Origin of the sequence: Aminobacter carboxidus (assembly GCF_014863355.1) — a bacterium.
Classification (GTDB): domain Bacteria; phylum Pseudomonadota; class Alphaproteobacteria; order Rhizobiales; family Rhizobiaceae; genus Aminobacter; species Aminobacter carboxidus.
This window is the reverse complement of the sequence record NZ_JACZEP010000001.1, coordinates 909,578-931,593: the sequence shown is the minus strand read 5'-3', so window position 1 is coordinate 931,593 and position 22,016 is coordinate 909,578. Positions and strand designations below refer to the sequence as shown.

Below are 22,016 nucleotides of genomic sequence, written 5' to 3'. Positions count from 1 at the left end.
CACTTTTCCTGGAGTTGCTCTACCTCAGGCAGCCGACCGCGTCGGTTGCGGCGTCGTCGGCAAGTGGTGGCCTACCGGGGTCACCAAGATGACGTCCTCATAGCCACCGGCACGCAGGCCATCGGCGACATAGGCAATCTCGTCGTCGTGGTGGAGGAAGCTGACCAGCACCTCGGTGCCATCGCCGACAAGACGCCTGATTTCGCCGGCATCGGCTGGCCCACATTCAACGACGACGAGATCATAGGCGGTCGTCAGCGATTCCATGATGATCGGCAGACGATCGGCGGCACGCATGGCGCGCGCCGGATCTGCAGTGCCCACCGGCATGACATCGCAATCCGAATAGTGGTCGGCACGGATGACATCGGTGAACTGGGCTTCGGAAGCCAGAAGGTTGGTGATGCCGGGATAGCGGCCACCGTCGAGCATCGGCCCTGCCGCAGCACCTGAGGCCGTCAGATCGAGCAGCAGCACCCGCAGACCAGAATCGGCGACCTCGCGGGCAACCAGCACCGCGGTCGCTGCAGCGTCATCGCCTTCTGGCGACACGAAAATGGCACGGGCAGCGCCGCCGGCGATGAGTTTCTCGGCGGCAGTTTCGATGCTGATACCGCCATGCGTCGGCGCAGGCGCAGCTTCCAAGGCTGGCTGCTCTGCGGCAGCCACGTAATCTTGCGCATCGACCAACATCAGCGGCTCGCCATCGTCGTCGGCGAGCGGCACAGCAAGTGCAGGCTCTTGCTCTTCGACCCACGCCTGAGGCGCGTCTTCTTCCGGCAAGTTTGCGGCGCGGCGCACCGGCATCGCCACCTGCTCGACTGGCGTGACGCGCGCGCCGGCTGCAGGCCGCATGGCGCGGCCGGAGAACAGCTCCTTCAGCAGCGTGAAGATCGCCATCACGAGTAGCGAGCTGACAAAGGCAGCGCCGACAATCGGGATGATCTTCGGGAAATAGGATTCGGAGGGCACGATCGCGGTCGAGAACACCCGCGCGTCGACCGGCAGATAGTTGCGGTCCTGACGCGACGCGGCCTCACGGTAGCGGGTGAGATAGGATTCAAGCAGCGCTCGCTGTGCAGCGGCCTCGCGCTCGAGAGCCCGCAGTTCGACCTCTTCTTCCGATACGCGTCCTGATTCCACCTTCAGCCTGTTGAGGTCGGCGACAAGCTGCTTTTCGCGAAGGTCGGCGTTGCTGGCCTCGTTGACCAATCCAACAAGAACCTTTTCAGCCTCCGAGCGGATTTGCGCGTCGAGGTCAGAGAGTTGCGAATTCAGCGCCTTGATGCGGGGATGATTGGGCAGCAGCGTGGTCGAAAGATCGGCGATGTCGGTGCGTAGCTGGATCTGGCGCTCACGCAGGCGCTGGATGAGACCCGACGACAGCACCTCGGGAATGGCGTCGATCGAACCGCCACCCTTCAATGCCTGGCGCACGCTCTGGGCTGTCGCTTCGGCCGCCGAACGGCTGGCACGGACACGCGACAGCTCGCTGGAGAGTTCGGACAGCTGCTGGGTGGCGAGCGCGGAATTGTTCTGCCCGACGAGCAGGTCGGACTGCGAGCGGAAGCTGGCGACCTTCGCCTCGGCATCCTTGACGCGCTTGTTCAGGTCGGCGATCTCGGGCTTCAGCCAATCCGTCGCCTCGGTGCTCGACTCAAGTTTGGAGCCGCGCTGGAAATCGAGATAGGCCTCGGCGATCGCATTCGGCACGGCTGCGGCGAGCCTGGGATCGGCCGAGGAGAATTGGATGACGATGACGCGCGATTTCTCGACCCGGTAGACGGTGAGTTTTTCGCGAAACGCCTTGAGCACGCGCTCCTCGGGCGGCAATTCGCTTGGATCGCTCTTGAGCCCGGCAATGACCAGGAGACGCGAAATCGTCGACATTTCCGAAGCGGCATCGAATTCCGGCAAGCTGGCCAGATCGAGTTTCTTGGCAACCTGCTTGAGGATATCGGTCGAACCGATGACCTCGACCTGGCTCGTCACGCCCTCCTCGTCGAGGATGGGCCGCTCATTCTCGCCGCTGCCGTCGGGTCGCGTGAAGACCGACTCGCGCGTTTCGATCAAAAGTCGGGTCTCGGCGCGGTATTGCGGCGTCGCCAGCGAGGCCAGCACGAAGGCAAGAGCGGTGACGGCAACCGAAAACAACACCAGGCGCAGCCAGTTCCTCGCAAGACTGGCGAAGAGCTGGCGCAGATCGACATCGACATCACCGGCAGTGGATTGGACGCCAGACATGCAGTTCCTACTCCGAGGCTGAGCAGACTGCATGGTAAACAAACATGGTAACCCATGCGTTAACATCGCCGCGCGAGATACAACCTCAGCCTCGCAAGATGAGCGTGTCCTTTACCGGGCATTAACCCTAACAAGTCGATAACTGTCGCGAACCGATATTCCGCTGCGTGGCGGCAAGCAGTCGAAGGTGTGTCTGCCGAAATGAAAAGCTCCCTTCCCCTTTGCCATGCGCTTCTCGCAGCCATGCTGGTCGTCAGCGGCTGCTCGAGCTATCGCCCAGCGCCTGCCGCCTTTCATGAAGTGCTCGACCAGCCCTACCGTCTCGGCGCCGGCGACCGCATCCGGGTCACCGTCTTCGAGCAGGAAGGCCTGACCAACACCTACAGCGTCGACCAGTCGGGCTACATCTCCTTCCCGCTCGTCGGTGGCGTGCCGGCGCGCGGCTCCACCGCGCAGGAAGTCGAAAAAGCACTCGCCGCCAAGCTGCGCCAGGGCTACCTGCGCGACCCCGACGTTTCGGTCGAGATCGATCGCTATCGGCCGATCTTCGTCATGGGTGAAGTGGGTGCTGCCGGGCAATATTCATATGTCCCCGGCCTGACCGTGCAGAAGGCGGTGGCAATGGCCGGCGGCTACAGCGCCCGCGCCAACCAGGGCAATGTCGACATCACCCGCGACATCAACGGCAAGGTGATGACCGGGCGCGTGCTGACGACCGACCCGCTTTTGCCCGGCGACACGATCTACGTCCGCGAGCGGCTGTTCTGAGTCGCCGTGCAGCAGACCCCGCCCCGCCAACTCAGGATTGTCCACTGCTTCAGGTCGCCGGTCGGCGGCATCTTCAGGCATGTGCGCGACCTGACAGAGGCCCAGGTGGCTGCCGGCCACCAGGTCGGAATCATTTGCGACTCGACCACCGGCGGCGAGCATGAGGAGCGCCTGTTCGAGGCGATCCGGCCAATGCTGGCGCTTGGTATCAGGCGCACGTCGATGCAGCGCCATATCGGCCCCGGCGACATTGCCGATGGCTGGCGCACCTACAAGATCATCAAGGAATTGCGGCCGGACGTGCTGCACGGGCATGGCGCCAAAGGTGGTGCTTATGCGCGTGCGTTCGGCTCACTGTTGCGGGTTTCAAGGTATTGCGTGGCCCGCCTCTACTCGCCGCATGGCGGCTCGCTGCACTATGACGAAAAGACGATGACCGGAAAGCTGTTCTTCGGGCTTGAACGCCTGATGGAGCACTTCACCGATCATCTGCTTTTCGTCTCCGACTACGAGCGCCGCACCTTCATCCGCAAGGTCGGCAAGCCACGCGTCCCCAACAGCCTGGTCTATAACGGCCTCAGCGACGCGGAATTCGAACCGGTGGCAGCCCAGCCTGACGCTGCCGACTTTCTCTATATCGGCATGATGCGCGACCTGAAGGGTCCCGACCTGTTCATCGACGCGTTAGACGCGGCGCGGCAAAAGCTCGACCGCGACGTCACCGCAGTGATGGTCGGTGATGGCGATGACCTGCCGCGTTACCACGCGCAGGTCAAAAGGCTCGAACTGGTCGGCAATGTCCGCTTTCTGACGCCAATGCCGGCGCGACAGGCTTTTGCCCTTGCCCGCTTCGTTGTCGTGCCGTCGCGTGCCGAGGCGATGCCCTACATCGTTCTTGAGACGCTTGCCGCCGGCAAGCCAATCGTCGCGACGTCAGTTGGCGGCATCCCCGAAATCCTCGGGGCCCAATCGCTTGCTCTGGTAAATCCGGATTCTGGTGAAATAAGCCTTAAGATGATCGAGGCCTTCCAGTCGCCGGCAAGCTATGCCGCAGCAATGCCTGATATCATTGAACTGAAAGCGCGTTTCGGCGTCGAAGTGATGGCTCGCGAAGTCGAGAAAGCATACTTCTCCGCCTTGCCGTCGCGTCGCGCCTGAACTGCGCTACGAGACAATTTTCTTGTTCAAGGGTTTCTTAGCTCATCTTTGATATGTCAATCTGGCAATCGGGCGACCGGCCAACAGATCGACGACGATGAACAATTTCGACCCAAAGCGCCGCTTCACCCCGGAAGCCGTCAAGGCGGCTGATGGCGACAGCAAGCCGTCGGACAAGGCCAAGCTGAGCAGCGTCGCGCAAGAGGTGGCCGCTCAGTACCGTCGCGACACCATGTCCCCTGTCATGCTCAGCGGCATCCTGCGCCTGACCGAATTCGCCATGCTGTTTGTCACGGGCCTGGTGCTCTACGCCTATCACGTCGGTTTCCTCGGTCACCTCAGCTGGCAATACCCGCTTGTCATTCTGGCCGCCGCTGCGGCTGCGATCGTCTTTTTCGAAATCATGGACTGCTACCAGCTGCAATCGCTGATGCGGCCGGGCGTCTCGCTGGGACGGATGGCGCTGTGCTGGGCGACCACCTTCGCCCTGATGGCGGTCACCGCCTTCTTCATGAAGGTTTCGGCGGAGTTTTCGCGACTGCTGTTCGGCGGCTGGTTCGTTGTTGGGCTGGCGCTGCTGGTTTGCCAGCGCCTGATCATGGCGCGCGTCATCCGGCGCTGGGCCCGCAACGGGCGCATGGAACGACGGGCGGTCATCGTCGGTGGCGGCAAGGCCGCCGAGGTGCTGATCCGCTCCATTGAACAGCAACCCTACAACGATATACGCATCTGCGGCATCTTCGACGACCGTGACGACAGGCGTTCGCCGCCGATCGTCGCCGGCTATCCCAAGCTCGGCACCGTCTCCGAGCTGCTGGAATTCGCGCGCATTGCACGCATCGACATGCTGATCGTGTCGCTGCCGCTGACCGCCGAAACCCGGGTGCTGCAGTTGCTCAAGAAGCTGTGGGTCCTGCCTGTCGACATCCGCCTGTCGGCACATTCCAACCAGCTGCAATTCCGGCCGCGCTCTTATTCCTACATCGGCGCCGTGCCGATGCTCGACATCTTCGACAAGCCGATCAACGACTGGGACTCGGTCGCCAAGCGCGCCTTCGACATCATCTTCAGCCTGCTCGGCATCATCGTCTTTTCGCCTGTGATGCTGGCGACTGCGATCGCCATCAAGCTCGACAGCAAAGGCCCGGTGTTGTTCAAGCAGAAGCGCCACGGCTTCAACAACGAGGTGATCGAGGTCTACAAGTTCCGCTCGATGTTCACCGAGCTGTCCGACCCATCGGCGAAAAAGACCGTGACCAAGAACGACCCGCGCGTCACCCGCGTCGGCCGTATCATCCGCAAGACCTCGATCGACGAGCTGCCGCAGTTCTTCAATTCGCTGTTCGGCAGCCTGTCGCTGGTCGGCCCGCGCCCGCATGCGATCGCGGCCCAATCACACAACCTGCTCTACAACGAAGTGGTCGATGGCTACTTCGCCCGCCACAAGGTCAAGCCCGGCGTCACCGGCTGGGCTCAGATCAACGGTTGGCGTGGCGAGATGGACACCGACGAGAAGATCCGCAAGCGCACCGAGTTCGACCTCTATTACATCGAGAACTGGTCGCTCTGGTTCGACATCAAGATCCTGTTCCTGACGCCGATCCGCCTGCTCGACACGGAAAACGCCTATTGAGCACGATCACCTATGAGCTGCCGCGAGCCGCGATCAACGCCAAGCTGATCGGGCTCATTTCCACCGGTGCCATCGCGCTGGGCGTGCTGCTGTCGGGCTTCGTCATCCGCGAGCCCGCACCTTACGAACTCTACATGGCCGGGCTGATCGCCGTGTGGTCGCTCTTCGGCCTGCGCATTTCAAGCGCCATCACCCCGCTGGTCGTGCTGATCGTGGCGTTCAACATCGGCGGCATGCTTGCGATGACGCAGATGGCGGACCTGATGAACACCCCACTCTATCTGGCGGTGTCGCTGTTTCTCGGCTTCACCGCGATCTTCTTCGCCGCGGTCACCGAGGCCGACCCCAGATTGTTCAGGGTCATCTTCCTGGCCTGGGTGACATCCGCGGTCTTCACTTCCGTACTCGGCATCCTTGGCTATTTCGGAGCGGTGCCGGGCGCCGAGATGTTTACCAAATTCGGCCGCGCCGCCGGCGCCTTCCAGGATCCGAACGTCTTCGGCCCGTTCCTCACCTTGCCCGGCATCTACCTGCTTTACCGTGTGCTGACCGGCAACCCGCTCAAGATGGCGATCTATGCCGTACCGCTGCTCATCGTCACCGGCGGCATCTTCTTGTCGTTCTCGCGCGGTGCCTGGGGCTTGTTCGGCGCCTCGGCGATCCTGCTCACCGGTTTCCTGTTCCTGCAGAGCGACAGCGGCAGGTTCCGACTGCGGATCGTGGTGATGAGCATCGCGGCTGTCGCGCTGTTGACCGTGGCGCTGCTGATCGTCCTGCAGATCCCGAGTATCGCCGAACTGTTCACCACGCGTGCCCAACTCGTGCAGGATTATGACGGCGCGCGCCTTGGCCGCTTCGCCCGTTACGCCATCGGTTTCCTTCTGGCAACGGAGAAACCTTTCGGCATCGGCCCCCTGGTGTTCGGCCAGATCTATGGCGAGGACACCCACAACATCTGGCTCAAGACGCTGATGGACTATGGCTGGCTTGGCTTTGCCAGCTACCTGACGCTGATCGTCTGGACTGTCGCTGCCGGGTTCCGCATCCTGCTGCGCGACAGGCCGTGGCAGCCCTATCTGCTGTCGGCCTATGTCGTTTTCCTCGGCCATATCGCGCTTGGCACTGTCATCGACACCGACCACTGGCGCCACTTCTACCTGCTGCTCGGCCTGATCTGGGGTTCGATCGCTCTTGAAGCCCGCCACCAGCAAGCCATGGCTTTGCGCACAGCCTGACTCGCCCGCCGTTGCACACAAGATTCCCGATTTGTGAACGGTCCGGCACCGGTTTGCCGGCTCAACTCAGCGTGACCGCTTTGTGAATCAGAGTGACCGATCGGCCTATGGCAATCGGAAAGGTAGGCGCCTATCTCACAGTGGTCAGCGAGACGGGAAAACAAAAAACAACCGCCTCGCTACCGAAAAAAGAAAGGACTACCTCCATGAAAAAGATCATTCTCGCCGCCTCGGCTCTCTCTTTGATGTCTGGTGCAGCACTTGCTTCGTCCGCTGAAGGTGTTGTTGCCAAGTTTGACCCAGCCGTACGCGTCATTACGCTCGAAAGCGGCCAGAGCTATTCGGTTCCGCGTGACGTTGCTATCCCGTCGATCCAGACCGGCGAGAAGGTATCGATCCAGCTCAATGACGAAGGCGACAAGGTCCAGGGCGTCCTCCGCTAAGCGGAACCGCCATACCCTTCAACTGCCTTTACCTCCGAAAAAGCCACGGGCCCTCCCACCCGTGGCTTTTTTCGTTTGTGACGCAGCGCACATTTGGCAATCCGCCGTCGGCTCCACAATGCGCCCCGCGCTCCATCCAACGCCGCATTGCCCAGCCAGCGCGATCGAGCAACCGACCTGCATCCAGATGCAGGCTCGCTCCTGCACACTTTCACTGTCCTCCACGATAGACCGGGCTCGCGTCTCACTGCAGCGAGCAGATTCGTTTTCCCGCCCGGGGGCGTTGCGCACAGTTGCGCCGATTTGTGAACGGTCCGGCACCCGTTTGCCGGCTCAACTCAGCGTGACCGCTTTGTGACTCAGAGTGACCACCCAGCCTATGGAAATTCGAAAGATAGGTGCCTATCTTTCAGTGGTAAGCGAAACGACAAAACAATTAACCGTCTATTCGCTACCGAACATTGAAAGGACCAAAACAATGAAGAAGATCATCCTTGCCGCTTCGGCTATCGCCATGATGTCTGGCGCTGCATTTGCTTCGTCTGCAAACGGCGTTGTTGCCAAGTTCAACGAACAGGCACGCGTCATTACGCTCGAGAGCGGCCAGAGCTACACCGTTCCGCGTGATGTCGCCATCCCGGCGATCCAGGCTGGCGAAAAGGTATCGATCCAGCTCAACGGCGAAGGCGACAAGGTCAATGCCGTTCTACGCTAAGGCGGATCAGCATTGATGGTCCGACTTACCCCAAGCCGGCCTCACCTCGACAAAAAGCCATGGGCCCTCCCACCCATGGCTTTTTTGGCGTTCCAGGACATGGCGATGCCAAATCATCGGCATTGAAAATGCCCCGCGCGAACGGCAACTCGCCACCAGAGTTTCACCGCCGCGCGGCAAGTTCACGTGATCAAAACGTGTCTAGAGTTTACCTGTTGGCGCGTAACAAGCACCGACGTCGGATCGTAGTTGATGGTGTCAGCAAGGTGTCCCGCAACAAGCAGCACCTCGCATAACCCCATCAGGAGAACGATCATGAACAAGCTCATCCTGGCTGCAGCCGCATTCGCACTCCTCTCCGGCTCCGCCCTCGCCTCGGACGCCAGCGGCGTCGTCACCCGCTTCAATGCCGACACCCGCGTCATCACGCTCCAGGGCGGCGGCAGCTACACAATTCCACGCGATGTCGCCCTGCCGTCGGTCAAGGTCGGCGAAAAGATCTCGATCCTCTTCAACGACGAGGGTGATGTCGTCCGCAACGTGCTGGCCGGCCCGCAGATGATGTAGCGCCGCCACAGCGAAAAGACCTGAAGCCATGGGCGCGCCACGCCCATGGCTTTTGCGCATCCGACCTGACCGCTGCCAATCTCAGCCTGCAGCTGACCGCGCTGCCAGAAATTCAAGACAGTGCGACACCGTGACAACAGCAAAAGCGCGTGAGCTATTTGTGTTTGTTGTTTACCGAACCAAATTAACAGCAGGATGTTTCTTCTCCGCACCAAGCAATTGGCATCTCCCTCCCGGATCCGATCCTTGGTCATAGAGCGATAGGAGAAGTACAATGAGAAAGCTCATCCTTGCAGCATCCGCTCTTGCCCTCATGTCGGGCGCAGCCCTTGCTACCGAAGTCGATGGCGTCGTTGCCAAGTTCAACCCGGCGGTCCGCGTCATCACGCTCACCAATGGCGAGAGCTTCACCATCCCGCGCGACGTCGCGATCCCGCCGCAGCTGGCACCCGGCAAGCTGGTGGCAATCGACCAGCATGACAACGGCGCCAAGATCGAATCCGTGATGGTGGGTTCGGCCAGCTAGCATCCTGCGCCGGCATCGGCCTTGACCTGAGACAACGCCATGGACGCCACCCAGCGTCCATGGCGTTCTTCATTTAAAGAAGCATGCACCGCGAGCCAGCAGAACAAGGATCACCGCCTTGCGGCGGCCGGCGAACCGTTCAGAACTCTGGTGAAATTTAGGGGAAGGGAAAAATGGTCGGAGTGGCCGGATTCGAACCGACGACCCCTTGACCCCCAGTCAAGTGCGCTACCGGGCTGCGCTACACTCCGGACCGAGGGGAGGCATATATATTCGGGGTTTACGGCGCAAGACCTAAATCGCTCGCGGAGATCATAAGCCGATCATTTTCGGCAAAGCAGCGCGAAGCCAGACGAAAAGCCCCACAGTGTTGCGGGTCGTTCTGTGGATATCTCATCCTGCCGCTCCCGAATCGGCCGTCTTAAGGGAGACACTTCATGAACCACCCGTGGGCGACATGGCGGAAGTGGCGCTTCGTTTCTACGTTTGTATATCTGTGGCGTTTTGCTTGCCGATTGCAGTGTCCTCAACAGCGAGGAGAAGGAATGAGTCAGGCCAGCAATCATTGGGGCGTTGAAATCAACGGCGCCGACCAGGACAAGAGGGTCTGGCGCGCATTACTAAAGCCGCCGTTCGACCCATTCGTCGAAGAGGTCAAGAACGACGCAGGCGATTACCTGGTCCTGCGATCTACAATATTTGACGGAATTGCCAGCAGCGGAGAGGTGCATAACCTTGCCGAACAGCTGTTCAGTACGCTCAACGTAGCGATGTCAAAGAACGCGGATACCGACCCCGTCACAGATGGAGCTGTTGTCGATTTTTCTCACGGGGGCCAACCGCGAAGGCACCGCTACATAAAGGCGGAGGGCACCGCAATGCGAATTCGGGGCGGCATGGCCGAACTAACTTTGACTGACGCGCAAGGCAAAGTAGTCCAACCCCAACCTACACCATCCCGAGCACAACTTTGGATGCGGGCCGCCACGCTAAACCCAGAAATCGGCAGTGCTCTTCGCTACTTGGAGGGGAAGCCGGGTTGGTTCGAGCTGTACAAGGCTTTTGAAGCGCTTGATGGATTGCCTAACGGCGGGATAGCGAAAAAGGAAATTAGCCGGTTTACCCAAACGGCAAACGCTGGAGAACGACATCATCCGAACGCACGTACAAGGCCCCACCCAAAGCCAATGGAGTTGTGGGAGGCGTGCGCCCTGATCACTCGATAGGTTTCGGCAGCGATCAGCGACGTCCTCGCCAACAACCCATGAGGTCCCTCCTGCCTTCCCTCGCGCAGGCGCTTTGGCTCTCGCCGGCAAGCCATCAACCCGTTTCGGCAGCTTTCCCGTCAAACTTCTTCATTCCCGAGCAGAATATTTTTTGTTGGCCTTACCGGCCTCAGCGAACCTGGTCGAGCAGGCGCTTGCATTCGAGCAGGTCGAACAGCGCCTCCTGCAGCAGCGCCCGGTTGTCGCGGGAAAGCTTGCCGGAATCAGCTGCCACCGGCCCCTCGTCATCGCCCTTGCCCAGGCCGAAGAAGCGGCGACTGGGCTTGGCACGCGCCTCGCCCACCAGCATCTCCTCATCGGGACCGCGCGGCTGCGCTGCCGGTGTCAGGGGCGCTTCAGCCTGCTTGCGCTGGGCAATCGCCTCGACGGCCTTCATGTCGCCGCTGCCAATGGCAACCAGGAACTGATTGCCATTGTCGCGCAACAGCTTCTGCACGCCCTTGATGGTGTAGCCCTGCTCGTAGAGCATGTGGCGGATGCCCTTGATCAGCTCGACATCCTGCGGCCTGTAATATCGCCGGCCGCCGCCACGCTTCATCGGCTTGATCTGGGTGAAACGGGTTTCCCAAAAGCGCAGCACATGCTGCGGCAAATCAAGATCTTCAGCAACTTCACTTATGGTGCGGAAGGCGTCGGGGCTCTTGTCCATGGTCGCCACTTTCGCAAAAAACGATTCGTGATCTATTTCAGCGCTTTGGGCAACAACATTCAAGCCCGGTGCGAATCACGCACCAGGCTATCAACCGGATAGTCGAAGCAAATTGGCTACTTGGCGGCCTTGGACTTGCCGTTCTGATGAGCGCGCAGGATGCGGCTCTTGAGAACGTTGGATGCCTTGAAGGTCATCACCCGGCGCGGCAGGATCGGCACTTCTTCGCCGGTCTTGGGGTTGCGGCCGACACGTTCGTTCTTGTCGCGCACGTGGAACGTGGCGAAAGACGACAATTTGACCGTTTCGCCGCGCACGATTGCTTCGCAGATTTCGTCGAGAACGGTTTCGACCAGTTGCGCCGATTCCGTGCGCGAAAGGCCGACTTTCCGATAGACGGATTCAGCGAGGTCGGCACGTGTCAGTGTCTTTCCCCCCATGCGACGGGCCCCATCCTCAATATCTGAAATCCAGCAACGCGCCGGAGGTTAAGTAATTGATCCGTCAAGGTCAAGGACCGATCCCATGACCTTTCCAAGACGTTGCGCGGAGGCCGAAGCCTACGCGATCACCACCTCACGAGGACGGCGCCCCAGGTGAAACCGCCGCCCATCGCCTCGAGCATCACGAGGTCGCCCTTCTTGATGCGTCCGTCGGCCACGGCAGCCGACAGAGCCAATGGCACCGAGGCGGCGGAGGTGTTGCCGTGCAGATGCACGGTAACGACCGCCTTTTCCTCGGAAATGCCCAGCTTCTTGGCCGAAGCATCGATGATGCGCTTGTTGGCCTGGTGCGGAACGAACCAATCCAGGGTTTCGGCGGAAACGCCTGTCTGGGCAAAAACGTCCTCGATCACGTCGGTGATCATTCCGACGGCATGCTTGAAGACTTCCCGACCTTCCATCTTGAGATGACCGACAGTGCCCGTCGTCGACGGTCCGCCGTCGACGTAAAGCTTGTCTTTATGCGTGCCGTCGGAGCGCAGGCTGGCAGCCAGCACGCCGCGGTCGGCGATGGTGCCCTGCCCCTCCTGGGCTTCCAGCACCAGCGCACCGGCGCCATCGCCGAACAGCACGCAGGTCGAGCGGTCGTTCCAGTCGAGAATGCGCGAGAAGGTCTCGGATCCGATGACCAGCACGCGCTTGGCAAGGCCGCCCTTGATGTAGAGGTCGGCGGTGGTGACGGCATAGACGAAGCCGCTGCACACCGCCTGCATGTCGAAGGCGAAGCCATGGCGCATGCCAAGCCTGTTCTGGATTTCAACCGCCGTCGCCGGGAACGTGTTGTTCGGCGTCGAGGTGGCAAGCACGATCAGGTCGATGTCGTCAGGCGTCAGACCGGCGTTTTCAAGCGCTGCGCGGGCTGCCGCCTCGCCAAGAGAAGCGGTCGTCTCGTCGTCGGCAGCGATATGGCGCTGGCGGATGCCGGTGCGCTGGACGATCCACTCGTCGGAAGTCTCGACCATGCCTTCGAAATCGGCGTTCTTCATGATGCGGCGGGGCAGCGCCGAACCAATGCCGCGCACAACTGATCTGATCACGTTGAAAAAATCCTATTCCTGATCTTCGACCGCGGCCGCCGGGCGGCCCATTGCAGCATGCGGGTTGCGTGCGTGAAACAGGTCGAGGTCGGCTTCGATGCGGTCGAGCAGCCGGTTCCGGACCATATCATAGGCCATTTCGATGGCAGCGGCGAAGCCGTCCGAGTCGGCGCCGCCATGGCTTTTCACCACGATTCCGTTGAGGCCGAGGAAGACGCCGCCATTGGCGCGGCGAACGTCCATCTTTTCGCGCAGACGGTCGAAAGCGCCCTTGGCGAAGATGTAGCCGATCTTGGCCATCAGCGTGCGGCTCATCGCTTCGCGCAGGTAGCCGGCGATCTGGCGCGCCGTGCCTTCGGCGGTCTTGAGCGCGATGTTGCCGGAAAAACCTTCGGTGACGACCACGTCAGTGGTGCCCTTGCCAAGGTCGTCGCCTTCGACGAAGCCCTGGTAGTTCATCGAGGCCATGTTGGCCTCGCGCAGCATGCGCCCGGCTTCCTTGACCTCTTCCTGACCCTTGATCTCTTCGACGCCGACATTGAGCAGCCCGACGGTCGGCCGGTCGATGCCGAACAATGCGCGTGCCATGCCGGTGCCCAGAATGGCGAAATCGGTGAGCTGGTGCGCGTCCGCGCCGATGGTGGCGCCAACGTCGAGCACGACGCTCTCGCCGCGCAACGTCGGCCACAGGGCCGCGATCGCCGGGCGGTCGATGGTCGCCATGGTGCGCAGGCAGAATTTCGACATCGCCATCAGCGCGCCGGTGTTGCCGGCGGAGACGCAGGCATCAGACGTGCCCGACTTGACGGCCTCGATGGCCTTCCACATCGACGACTTCCAGCGACCCTGGCGCAATGCCTGGCTCGGCTTGTCGTCCATGCGCACCGCGACCTCGCAGTGCACGAACTCGCTGACGGCAGCGAGCTTAGGCTGCTTGGCAAGCTCGGGACGGACCACTTCTTCGCGGCCATAGATGATGAAGCGAATATCGGTACGCCTGGTGGCGACCTTGGCCAGGGCAGGAATGATCACGGAAGGGCCGTGATCGCCACCCATGGCATCAATGGAAATCTTGATCACGCGTCGGTCATCTCACTGTTGGCGTAGCTGGGCACGCAAAAGTCCGGCGAAAGTAACGGTTTTGGATAACCGCACAACCGGGATTACGCGAAACGGTGGGCGTTTTCAAAGCTTCTTGGATATTAGGCGGAGCTTTTTCTGGAATTCGCTCTCGACCGGCTCGACGTCATCGTCATCAGTACTGGCGACTGCGACGCCGGCCTTGCGGGGATAAGGATCGATGGCGAGGCCAAAGAACTCCTCGGCCAGCGCACCTGCATCGATGGTGTCGCCGGTGAAGGTTTCGGGCGCGTCCGGCCCTTCGGCGTCGAGCAGGATCTCGCCAGCCGCGTTGAAGCCCAGCCTGGCAAGCTTGGAATCCTCGGGCAGGAAGACGCCGTCGACATCCTCGTCGATCACAGACGTAACGGGTTCGAGGGTGACGACGCATGCCTGGGTGATCTCGGCCTGGACCCGGCCGCGGATCTTGATGCCATTGCGCTTCCACTTGGTGACCAGCAGGTCCGCCTTGTAACGCTCGACCGACGACAGGCCATGGGCCTCGGCCAATGCAGCACGCTGGGCGACACCGGCATCGACAATGACAGGCATGCCTTTCTGGGGCAGTCTGGCGACGTTGATCTTGAAGGAAACCGGGCTCGGTGTCTCGTCAGGCATCATGGGGTGGCCTCCTTCAGGCTGCCAGCGGCGCCGGATATGTCAGTTTGCCGGCACATATGTCTTCCGAGGGCTGGTCGGCAAGGGCGCGATTCGCCGCAAAGACATATTCGGCAAGTGCGGCAGCTTCCGGCCATTCCTTCATATCCGGGCGGACATTGCGCAAAAGTGCCGCCGCGAGCGCTGCGCGGTCATCTGCTTCAAGCGCGTTCTTGTAGGATTCGGTACGGCCGTAGAACATCTTCGCCAGTTTCTTCATACGCTTGGGAACGCCGACGTCGCTGATGCCTAGCTCGCGCAGCGAATGGTCGACGTCGAGAAAGAACTCATCGATCAGACGCTGGGCAATGTCGGCCGACGCCCCCGGTTCGCCGCGCAGACGGTGTTGAAACAGGAACATGTGCAGCGAAAGCATCTCGAAGCGACCAAGCGGCGTGTCGGGAACATTCCATGCGGAATAAAATGGTTCCTGCCGCGCGGCTGCCACGATTCGTGTATAGAGCGCCTCGGTGATGGCGCGATTGGCTTGGCGTTCACGGCCAAACAGACGCTGGAACATTTTGAGGGCGGTCTCCCGGGGACCCGTTTCGCTTAGTGGCCTTGTTGCATCGGCGCGCAAGCTGGTTTACCGGTTTTGCGGCTTCGCGCAAGCAGGGGCTCTGGCACGACAGGATGGAGTTGTTGTTGCACTCGCTGAAATTCAAGATGCCATTCTCGTTGCGTCCGGCTGGGGCCGTGTCGCTGATCGTGGCCGCTGCCGCCTTGTCGGCATGCAACACCTCGAAGACATTCGGTGACCTGACCCCCAGCGAGACGCTGACCCAGGGTTATGTCATCGACCAACAGTCGATCGACTCTGTGCCGGTGGGCTCGAGCCGCGAGCAGGTTCTGCTGGCACTCGGCACGCCGTCCACGACCGCGACCTTCGACAATGAGGTGTTTTACTACATCTCGCAGACGCGCAGGCGCGCTGTCGCGTTCGCCAAGCCGAAGCTGATCGAACAGCGCGTGCTCGCCGTCTATTTCGGCGCTGACGGACGCGTCTCCAACATTGCCAACTACGGCATGCAGGAAGGCAAGGTGTTCGACTTCATTTCGCGCACGACGCCGACCGGCGGCAAGGACCAGAACTTCCTCGGCCAGCTGCTTTCGGGCGCGGGCAAGATGGGTTCGAGCGCGGCCAGCAGCATCTTCGGCGGCAGCTGATCCGCCCACGCAGTTTCAAAAATCTCAGGCAACAGCCCGCGGAAGCAATTCCGCGGGCTTCTTTTTGGCGAGCCCCATCAAGCAAAAAACCCCGCCCGCGCAAAGCGCGGACGGGGTAATCGTGTGCCTGATAAACTTGGCGGGCGTAGCCGCCCGCCAAGTCTGATCAGCTATGTGCCAGCACGGCGAGCAGCAGAAGTGCGACGATGTTGGTGATCTTGATCGCCGGGTTCACCGCAGGGCCCGCAGTGTCCTTGTAGGGATCGCCGACGGTGTCGCCGGTAACCGACGCCTTGTGGGCATCGGAACCCTTCATGTGCTTGACGCCATCCTTATCGGTGAAGCCGTCCTCGAACGACTTCTTGGCGTTGTCCCAGGCACCGCCGCCTGAGGTCATCGAGATGGCCACGAACAAACCATTGACGATGACGCCGAGCAACGAGGCACCAAGGGCGGCAAAGGCCGAAGCCTTCGAGCCCGAGATCAGCAGCACGCCGAAATAGACGACCAGCGGTGCCAGCACCGGCAGCAGCGACGGGATGATCATTTCCTTGATCGCTGCCTTGGTCAGGATATCGACGGCGCGGGCATAGTTGGGCTTCGAGGTGCCCTTCATGATGCCCGGATCCTCGCGGAACTGCTTACGCACCTCCTCGACGATCGAGCCGGCTGCACGGCCAACTGCGGTCATGGCGATGCCACCGAACAGGTAGGGAATGAGGCCACCGAAGATCAGGCCGGCGACGACGTAAGGGTTGGACAGGTCGAACGACACCGTGCCGATGTCGGCGAAGTACGGGAACTGCGCGCTGTTGGCTGCGAAATACTGCAGATCGTAGCTATAGGCGGCAAACAGCACCAGCGCACCGAGACCGGCCGAACCGATCGCGTAACCCTTGGTGACAGCCTTGGTGGTGTTGCCAACGGCATCAAGCGCGTCGGTAGACTGACGCACTTCCTTGGGCAGGCCGGCCATTTCGGCAATGCCACCGGCATTGTCGGTGACCGGGCCGAAAGCATCGAGCGCCACGATCATGCCGGCGAGGCCGAGCATGGTGGTGACGGCGATTGCCGTACCGAACAGGCCGGCAAGCTGGAAGGTGGCGATGATGCCGCCAACGATGACGATCGCCGGCAGCGCTGTCGATTCGAGCGACACCGCAAGGCCCTGGATGACGTTGGTGCCGTGACCGGTGACAGACGCCTGGGCGATCGAATTGACCGGGCGCTTGTTGGTACCGGTGTAGTACTCGGTGATGACGACGATGAGCCCTGTCACCACGAGGCCGACGAGGCCGCAGAAAAACAGGTTCTGACCGGTGATCACGACACCACCGCCTGTGCCGATCTCGCCCCAGCCGACGGTCCATGACGTTGCCGCGGCAAGGCCGACGATCGACAACAGGCCGGTAACGATCAGCCCCTTGTAAAGCGCGCCCATGATCGAGCCGTTGGCGCCAAGCTTGACGAAAAAAGTGCCGATGATCGAGGTAATGATGCAGGCGCCGCAGATGGCGAGCGGATAGAGCATCACGTTGGACAGCACTTCGGTGCCGCCAAAGAAGATCGCGCCGAGCACCATGGTGGCAACGACCGTCACCGCATAGGTCTCGAACAGATCGGCGGCCATGCCGGCGCAATCGCCGACGTTGTCGCCAACGTTGTCGGCGATGGTCGCCGGGTTGCGTGGATCATCCTCGGGAATGCCGGCTTCGACCTTGCCAACCAAATCGCCGCCGACATCCGCACCCTTGGTGAAGATACCGCCGCCGAGACGGGCGAAGATCGAGATCAGCGAAGCACCGAAGCCCAGTGCCACCAGCGAATCGATGACGATGCGATCAGCAGGCGCATGGCCCATCGGGCCAGTCAGGATGAGGTAGTAGACGGAGACGCCGAGCAGAGCGAGACCAGCCACCAGCATGCCGGTGATGGCGCCAGACTTGAAGGCGATGTCGAGGCCGGCAGCCAGACTGTTGGACGCCGCCTGTGCTGTGCGCACATTGGCCCGGACGGAAACATGCATGCCGATGAAGCCGGCTGCCCCCGAAAGCACTGCCCCAATCAAGAAGCCGATCGCCGCGGTCGCGGAAAGCAGCCACCATGCGAGCAGGAACACGACGACGCCAACGATGGCGATGGTTGTGTATTGGCGGGCCAGATATGCCTGCGCACCTTCTCGGATGGCGGCGGAGATTTCCTGCATGCGCGCATTGCCCTGGTCGGCTGCGAGAACCGACTGAGTCGCCCATATGGCGTAAAGGACAGATAGCAAGCCGCAGGCGATGACGACGTAAAGCATTGTCATTGCCAATTTCTCTTCCCTGATTGCGCCCGGAATTCCCCTCCCCGGGCTAGTGAACGAGACCGGCAGCCTCTACGCGGTTTCCGGCCTCTGGCGAACAATCCGAAACAGGGCAGCGCACGTCAAGATATCGAAAAGGTGTTTCTCGGCTTTCGCCGCCCCGTTGTTGAAGACAGTCGAGCTTTAGAGCGCCGTGCGTCCGGAAGGACGCACAAAGGACGCTCTAAATCATAAGACTTACGCATCGTGCTTTCCGAAAATCGATTCCGATTTTCGGGCCGATGCGCTGGATCAGGCCAGATCGCGATCCGGCTGATTGACGAAGATGAGCACGGCCAACATCGACATGTAGAATTTGAACGCGGCTTCCTGTCCGTTCCAGGTACTTGACTGCCACATGGCGAACCATTCGCCGCCAACGACCATGAAACCGAGGAACCAGACCAGGAAACCCATGGTCGCGCCGATGACGACGAAGCCCTTGGCGTCGTCGAATTGTCGGCCGGAACCCTTGCGCGCCTGCCAAAGCTTCAGCGCGGCGATCAGGAACAGGATACAGGTCAGCGCCTCGCCGCAGATGATCAGCCAGTAGCCGACGGTCCAAAGCGTCGGGCTGGTGATCGAGCGATACATCAGGGCATTGCCGGGGAATGTGGTGTCCATGCTCAAGACGTGCTGGACGAAAGCAAAGTTGGAGCCGTAGTCGGTGATATTGCCGAACGCGACAAGAAAGGCGAAAGCTGCGAGACAAAGACACATCACGATCTTAGAGAGACGCCAAACCATGGCAAAAACTCCTTCAAAAGACGTATCGGGGCATCAGCCAGATCAATCACCGAGTCTCGGCAGCGGTGCAACAGGCCAGACGGCCGATGTCGCGTTGACAGGTTCTGCCAAGATCTATGCCGGCAAGGCCGGGCTGGACGGTGTGCTCAGTGGGCTGGCGCTCTCGCCGGAATGCCAGACAGGCGACGTCGTGACCGTTTCGGCAACCGGCACCAGCCATGATTTCGCGGTGCTGCGCCGCCGCTGGATCGTGGGTGCAACCGGCAACCGGCTCGAAATCACCCTCGATTACCCTGTGCGTGGCCGGTAGGGCTAGGCAGCCTGCGCCACCTGCCCCATGCGCCTTGCCGCCATGCGTTCAAGTGCAGACAACGCGTCGTAGATCAGCACGGCAAGGGCCGCGACGATCAGGCCGCCCTGCAGCACGAAGGCCAGGTTGTTGGATTGCAGGCCAGCGATGATGACTTCGCCGAGCGTCTTGGCGGCGACCGTGGAGCCGATGGTGGCGGTGGCGAGGCTGATGACCACGGAGAGCCGGATCCCTGCGAGCATGACCGGCACGCTGAGCGGCAGTTCGACCTTGAGCAGGCGCTGCCAGCCGGTCATGCCGGCACCACGGGCGGCCTCGACAATGTTGGCCGGCGTGGTGGTAAGCCCGGTCAGCGTGTTTTCGAAGATCGGCAGAAGACCGTAGAGGAACAAGGCAATCAGCGTCGGCTTCTCACCAAAACCGACGGCGGGAACGGCAAGCGCCAGCACCGCGACCGGCGGAAATGTCTGGCCGATGTTCACCAGAGAGCGCGACAAGGGCAGGAACTCGGCGCCGACGGGCCGGGTGACCAGGATGGCGAGCGCGACCGCAACCACCATCGCCGCAACGGTAGCAATGGCGACTGTGCGCAGATGCAGCAGCGCCAGCGACAGCAGGCTGCCCTGATTGTAGATCGCGGGCGCGCCATTCTGCGTCAGCGGCTTGAGCAGCGGCTCGAACCACAGTGGGTTGGTCAGGAACGCTATCAGCAACACCAAGAGGCAAAAGCGCAGTAGGAGCGGAATCCAGGCCTTCATTGCGGCCTCGCGGCACGTTTCAAAAGGCCCTCGACCGTGACGCGGCCAAGGGCTGAACCATCCTTGGCAGTTACAGGCATTGCGGCGCGTCCCGACCACAACAATTCGGCCAGCGCGTCGCGCTGGCTCGCCTCGGCCCGAATCCCCTCGCCCAAGGCCTGGCCGGGTTCGACCGCTGCGCCGACAGTGCCCAGCGACAACAGCTTGAACGGGCGATCGCTTGCGCCAATCAGCGTCTCGACGAAGTCATTGGCGGGTCTGGCAAGAATCTCGGCGGGTGTCGCGTACTGGATCAGGCGACCGGCATCCATGACGGCGATGCGGTCGCCAAGATGCACCGCCTCCTCCATGTCATGTGTGACGAGGATGATGGTGGTGCCGAAGCGCTTCTGGATCGCCAGCAGGTCTTCCTGCGCCTTGGTGCGGATGATCGGGTCGAGCGCGCCAAACGGTTCATCCATCAACAGCACATTGGGTTCGGCGGCGAGCGCGCGGGCTACGCCCACACGCTGCTGCTGGCCACCCGACAGTTCATGCGGATAGCGCGGACCGAAGGCTGCGGGATCGAGCTGCAGCAGCGACAGCAACTCGTCGACACGACCATTGATGCGCCCGGTATCCCAGCCGAGCAGCGCGGGAACGGTGGCGATGTTCTGCGCCACGGTGCGGTGCGGGAACAGACCATTGCCCTGGATGGCGTAGCCGATGCTGCGGCGAAGCTCGTGGCCAGGCACCGAGCGATTGTCGGTTCCGTCGAGCTTGATCGTGCCGGAGGTCGGCTCGACAAGGCGGTTGATCATGCGCAGCAGCGTCGTCTTGCCCGAGCCGGAGGTGCCGACGATCACCGTGACCGTGCGCGGCTCGATGACCATCGAGACGTCGTCGACAACAGTCGTTTCGCCATAACGCTTGGTGACGTGTTCGATTTCGATCATGCCAGAGCCACCTCAGCGGATTTACGGGTCGCGAGGTACTCGACCACCGCGTCAAGGATGATGGCCGCGGCAAAGGCCAGCGCCACCGTAGGAACCGCGCCGAGCAGGACAAGGTCCATCGCCGTCTGGCCGACGCCCTGGAAAACGAATACCCCGAAGCCGCCGCCGCCGATCAGCGCGGCAATGGTGGCAAGGCCGATGTTCTGGACCAGGACGATGCGGATGCCGGTGAGAATGACTGGAAAGGCGAGCGGGAATTCGACGTTTGTGAGCCGCTGCCAGCCGGTCATGCCCATGCCGCGTGCCGCGTCGTTGGCTGCGCGCGGCACGCCGGCCAGGCCGACGACCGTGTTCGCGACCACCGGCAGCAGCGAATACAAAAACAGAGCGACGAAAGCCGGCGCGGCACCGATGCCGCGAATGCCGAGCGCCGAGGCACCTGGAATGTTGGCCGCGACCCAGCCGAGCGGCGCGATCATGATGCCGAACAGTGCGATGGAGGGGATTGTCTGGATAATGTTGAGCACATTGAGTACCCCGTCCCGCAACACCTCGACACGGTGACACAGGATGCCGAGCGGCAGGCCGACAATGGTGGCGGCAACCAGCGAACCGAGTGCGAGTTGGACATGGCGCTTCGCCTCGTTCCAGAAACTGTCGGCGCGGTTGGCGTATTCCTTGAGGATCGACAGGCTGTCCCATTGACCGGAGGCAAGCAGCAACCAGATCGCCACAGCCGCCGCCACAAGCACGACGACACGCCCGACCGGCGAAAGCTCGAGCCGGGTCAGGACATCGGCAAGCAGCAAAGTGAAGGAAAAGATCAGAAACCAGAAGCCGGAGGCCGGAGATATCCGGGCGAAGGTGTTGCCTTCAGGGGTCAGGTGGCTGCCTGCAAGGCCGATCAGCAGTGCCAGCGAAGCAAGGGCCACAACGCTTCCACCAAGTCGGGCACCGAGGGGCGTCTTGAACAGTGCAACGAGGCCAGCGGCAACCAGAATGGCCAGAAGAACCAGGCCCAGCGGTTGCGGCAATGCCTCGATGATCGAGCGCGGTTCGCCAGCCACGATACGATTGGCGCGAAAAGTGGCAAAAGGCGCCACGAAAGCGCCATAACAGGTGATCGCGGCGATCGCCACACCCAGCTTGTCGAACCTGATGCTCACGACCGCGATGCGTCCCCGGTTCCGTCGGCGCGCCCCTAAAGAGGCGCGC

Annotated in this window: 23 protein-coding genes and 1 tRNA gene; 11 read left to right on the top strand and 13 right to left on the bottom strand. The window is 61.6% G+C overall.

Annotated elements, in window-relative coordinates:
- Positions 1–24: 24 nt before the first annotated feature.
- Positions 25–2,244 carry a GumC family protein gene (locus tag IHE39_RS04325; RefSeq protein WP_192565614.1) on the bottom strand — a complete coding sequence of 740 codons (2,220 nt, stop codon included), beginning with the start codon at positions 2,242–2,244 and terminating at the stop codon, positions 25–27.
- Positions 2,245–2,445: 201 nt separating this feature from the next.
- Here IHE39_RS04325 and IHE39_RS04320 point away from each other — a divergent pair, with 201 nt between their 5' ends.
- The 8 genes from IHE39_RS04320 to IHE39_RS04285 all read left to right on the top strand — a co-directional run bounded on the left by IHE39_RS04320 (position 2,446) and on the right by IHE39_RS04285 (position 9,289).
- Positions 2,446–3,012 carry a polysaccharide biosynthesis/export family protein gene (locus IHE39_RS04320; protein WP_192565613.1) on the top strand — a complete coding sequence of 189 codons (567 nt, stop codon included), beginning with the start codon at positions 2,446–2,448 and terminating at the stop codon, positions 3,010–3,012.
- A gap of 6 nt (positions 3,013–3,018) precedes the next feature.
- Positions 3,019–4,170 (top strand): glycosyltransferase, encoded by a 1,152-nt coding sequence (locus tag IHE39_RS04315; RefSeq protein WP_192565612.1) that lies wholly within the window; start codon positions 3,019–3,021, stop codon positions 4,168–4,170.
- Positions 4,171–4,267: 97 nt separating this feature from the next.
- Positions 4,268–5,803, top strand: a complete 1,536-nt coding sequence (locus IHE39_RS04310) for an undecaprenyl-phosphate glucose phosphotransferase (RefSeq protein ID WP_184768864.1) — start codon at positions 4,268–4,270, stop codon at positions 5,801–5,803.
- Complete coding sequence (locus tag IHE39_RS04305) at positions 5,800–7,038, top strand: O-antigen ligase family protein (protein ID WP_192565611.1); 1,239 nt, start codon at positions 5,800–5,802, stop codon at positions 7,036–7,038. Before IHE39_RS04310 ends, IHE39_RS04305 begins: the two co-directional genes overlap by 4 nt.
- A 206-nt stretch (positions 7,039–7,244) precedes the next feature.
- A complete protein-coding gene (locus IHE39_RS04300; RefSeq protein WP_184768862.1) occupies positions 7,245–7,481 on the top strand; it encodes a DUF1344 domain-containing protein in 237 nt (78 codons plus the stop codon).
- A 478-nt stretch (positions 7,482–7,959) separates the two neighbouring features.
- Positions 7,960–8,196, top strand: a complete 237-nt coding sequence (locus IHE39_RS04295) for a DUF1344 domain-containing protein (protein WP_115732453.1) — start codon at positions 7,960–7,962, stop codon at positions 8,194–8,196.
- 315 nt (positions 8,197–8,511) lie between these two features.
- Positions 8,512–8,763: a DUF1344 domain-containing protein gene (locus tag IHE39_RS04290; RefSeq protein ID WP_184768861.1), complete on the top strand. Its 252-nt coding sequence runs from the start codon at positions 8,512–8,514 to the stop codon at positions 8,761–8,763.
- A gap of 274 nt (positions 8,764–9,037) precedes the next feature.
- Entirely contained in the window at positions 9,038–9,289 is a 252-nt protein-coding gene (locus IHE39_RS04285; RefSeq protein ID WP_192565610.1) for a hypothetical protein, read from the top strand.
- Positions 9,290–9,463: 174 nt separating this feature from the next.
- On the opposite strand, the gene IHE39_RS04280 is transcribed toward IHE39_RS04285, so the two are convergent.
- Positions 9,464–9,540: transfer RNA gene (locus tag IHE39_RS04280), tRNA-Pro, on the bottom strand.
- A gap of 294 nt (positions 9,541–9,834) precedes the next feature.
- Between IHE39_RS04280 and IHE39_RS04275 the strand changes: the two genes are divergently transcribed.
- Positions 9,835–10,515 (top strand): hypothetical protein, encoded by a 681-nt coding sequence (locus IHE39_RS04275; RefSeq protein ID WP_192565609.1) that lies wholly within the window; start codon positions 9,835–9,837, stop codon positions 10,513–10,515.
- Between the two features lie 169 nt (positions 10,516–10,684).
- Here IHE39_RS04275 and IHE39_RS04270 read toward each other — a convergent pair whose 3' ends face one another.
- The 6 genes from IHE39_RS04270 to IHE39_RS04245 form a co-directional block, all read right to left on the bottom strand.
- Positions 10,685–11,224: a MerR family transcriptional regulator gene (locus IHE39_RS04270; protein WP_067966704.1), complete on the bottom strand. Its 540-nt coding sequence runs from the start codon at positions 11,222–11,224 to the stop codon at positions 10,685–10,687.
- A 116-nt stretch (positions 11,225–11,340) separates the two neighbouring features.
- Positions 11,341–11,664, bottom strand: coding sequence for an integration host factor subunit alpha (locus IHE39_RS04265; RefSeq protein WP_055971437.1), 324 nt, complete (start codon positions 11,662–11,664; stop codon positions 11,341–11,343).
- A gap of 128 nt (positions 11,665–11,792) precedes the next feature.
- Positions 11,793–12,764: a beta-ketoacyl-ACP synthase III gene (locus IHE39_RS04260; protein WP_184768857.1), complete on the bottom strand. Its 972-nt coding sequence runs from the start codon at positions 12,762–12,764 to the stop codon at positions 11,793–11,795.
- A 12-nt stretch (positions 12,765–12,776) separates the two neighbouring features.
- Complete coding sequence (gene plsX, locus IHE39_RS04255) at positions 12,777–13,844, bottom strand: phosphate acyltransferase PlsX (RefSeq protein ID WP_184768856.1); 1,068 nt, start codon at positions 13,842–13,844, stop codon at positions 12,777–12,779.
- Between the two features lie 105 nt (positions 13,845–13,949).
- The gene (locus IHE39_RS04250) at positions 13,950–14,504 is read right to left on the bottom strand and encodes a YceD family protein (protein WP_184768855.1); all 555 of its coding nucleotides are present in this window, start codon (positions 14,502–14,504) and stop codon (positions 13,950–13,952) included.
- A 13-nt stretch (positions 14,505–14,517) separates the two neighbouring features.
- Positions 14,518–15,060, bottom strand: a complete 543-nt coding sequence (locus IHE39_RS04245) for a ubiquinol-cytochrome C chaperone family protein (protein WP_184768854.1) — start codon at positions 15,058–15,060, stop codon at positions 14,518–14,520.
- 125 nt (positions 15,061–15,185) lie between these two features.
- On the opposite strand from IHE39_RS04245, the gene IHE39_RS04240 reads away from it, so the two are divergent.
- On the top strand, positions 15,186–15,707 hold the full coding sequence (locus IHE39_RS04240) for an outer membrane protein assembly factor BamE (protein WP_434781277.1): 522 nt from the start codon (positions 15,186–15,188) through the stop codon (positions 15,705–15,707).
- Between the two features lie 166 nt (positions 15,708–15,873).
- Here the strand turns inward: IHE39_RS04240 and IHE39_RS04235 are convergent, their stop codons facing one another.
- Both IHE39_RS04235 and IHE39_RS04230 read right to left on the bottom strand, forming a co-directional pair.
- A complete protein-coding gene (locus IHE39_RS04235) occupies positions 15,874–18,015 on the bottom strand; it encodes a sodium-translocating pyrophosphatase (protein ID WP_184768852.1) in 2,142 nt (713 codons plus the stop codon).
- 288 nt (positions 18,016–18,303) lie between these two features.
- Entirely contained in the window at positions 18,304–18,798 is a 495-nt protein-coding gene (locus tag IHE39_RS04230; protein WP_192565608.1) for a DUF2165 family protein, read from the bottom strand.
- A 94-nt stretch (positions 18,799–18,892) separates the two neighbouring features.
- Here IHE39_RS04230 and IHE39_RS30555 point away from each other — a divergent pair, with 94 nt between their 5' ends.
- The gene (locus IHE39_RS30555) at positions 18,893–19,108 is read left to right on the top strand and encodes a hypothetical protein (protein WP_246485378.1); all 216 of its coding nucleotides are present in this window, start codon (positions 18,893–18,895) and stop codon (positions 19,106–19,108) included.
- A gap of 2 nt (positions 19,109–19,110) precedes the next feature.
- Here the strand turns inward: IHE39_RS30555 and IHE39_RS04220 are convergent, their stop codons facing one another.
- From IHE39_RS04220 to IHE39_RS04210, 3 genes are read right to left on the bottom strand one after another with little or no spacing between them, the layout of a single operon-like run.
- Positions 19,111–19,866 (bottom strand): ABC transporter permease, encoded by a 756-nt coding sequence (locus IHE39_RS04220; protein WP_192565606.1) that lies wholly within the window; start codon positions 19,864–19,866, stop codon positions 19,111–19,113.
- Complete coding sequence (locus IHE39_RS04215; protein WP_192565605.1) at positions 19,863–20,801, bottom strand: ABC transporter ATP-binding protein; 939 nt, start codon at positions 20,799–20,801, stop codon at positions 19,863–19,865. The genes IHE39_RS04220 and IHE39_RS04215 overlap by 4 nt, the downstream gene beginning before the upstream one ends.
- Entirely contained in the window at positions 20,798–21,967 is a 1,170-nt protein-coding gene (locus IHE39_RS04210; protein WP_184768847.1) for an ABC transporter permease, read from the bottom strand. The genes IHE39_RS04215 and IHE39_RS04210 overlap by 4 nt, the downstream gene beginning before the upstream one ends.
- Positions 21,968–22,016 lie beyond the last annotated feature (49 nt).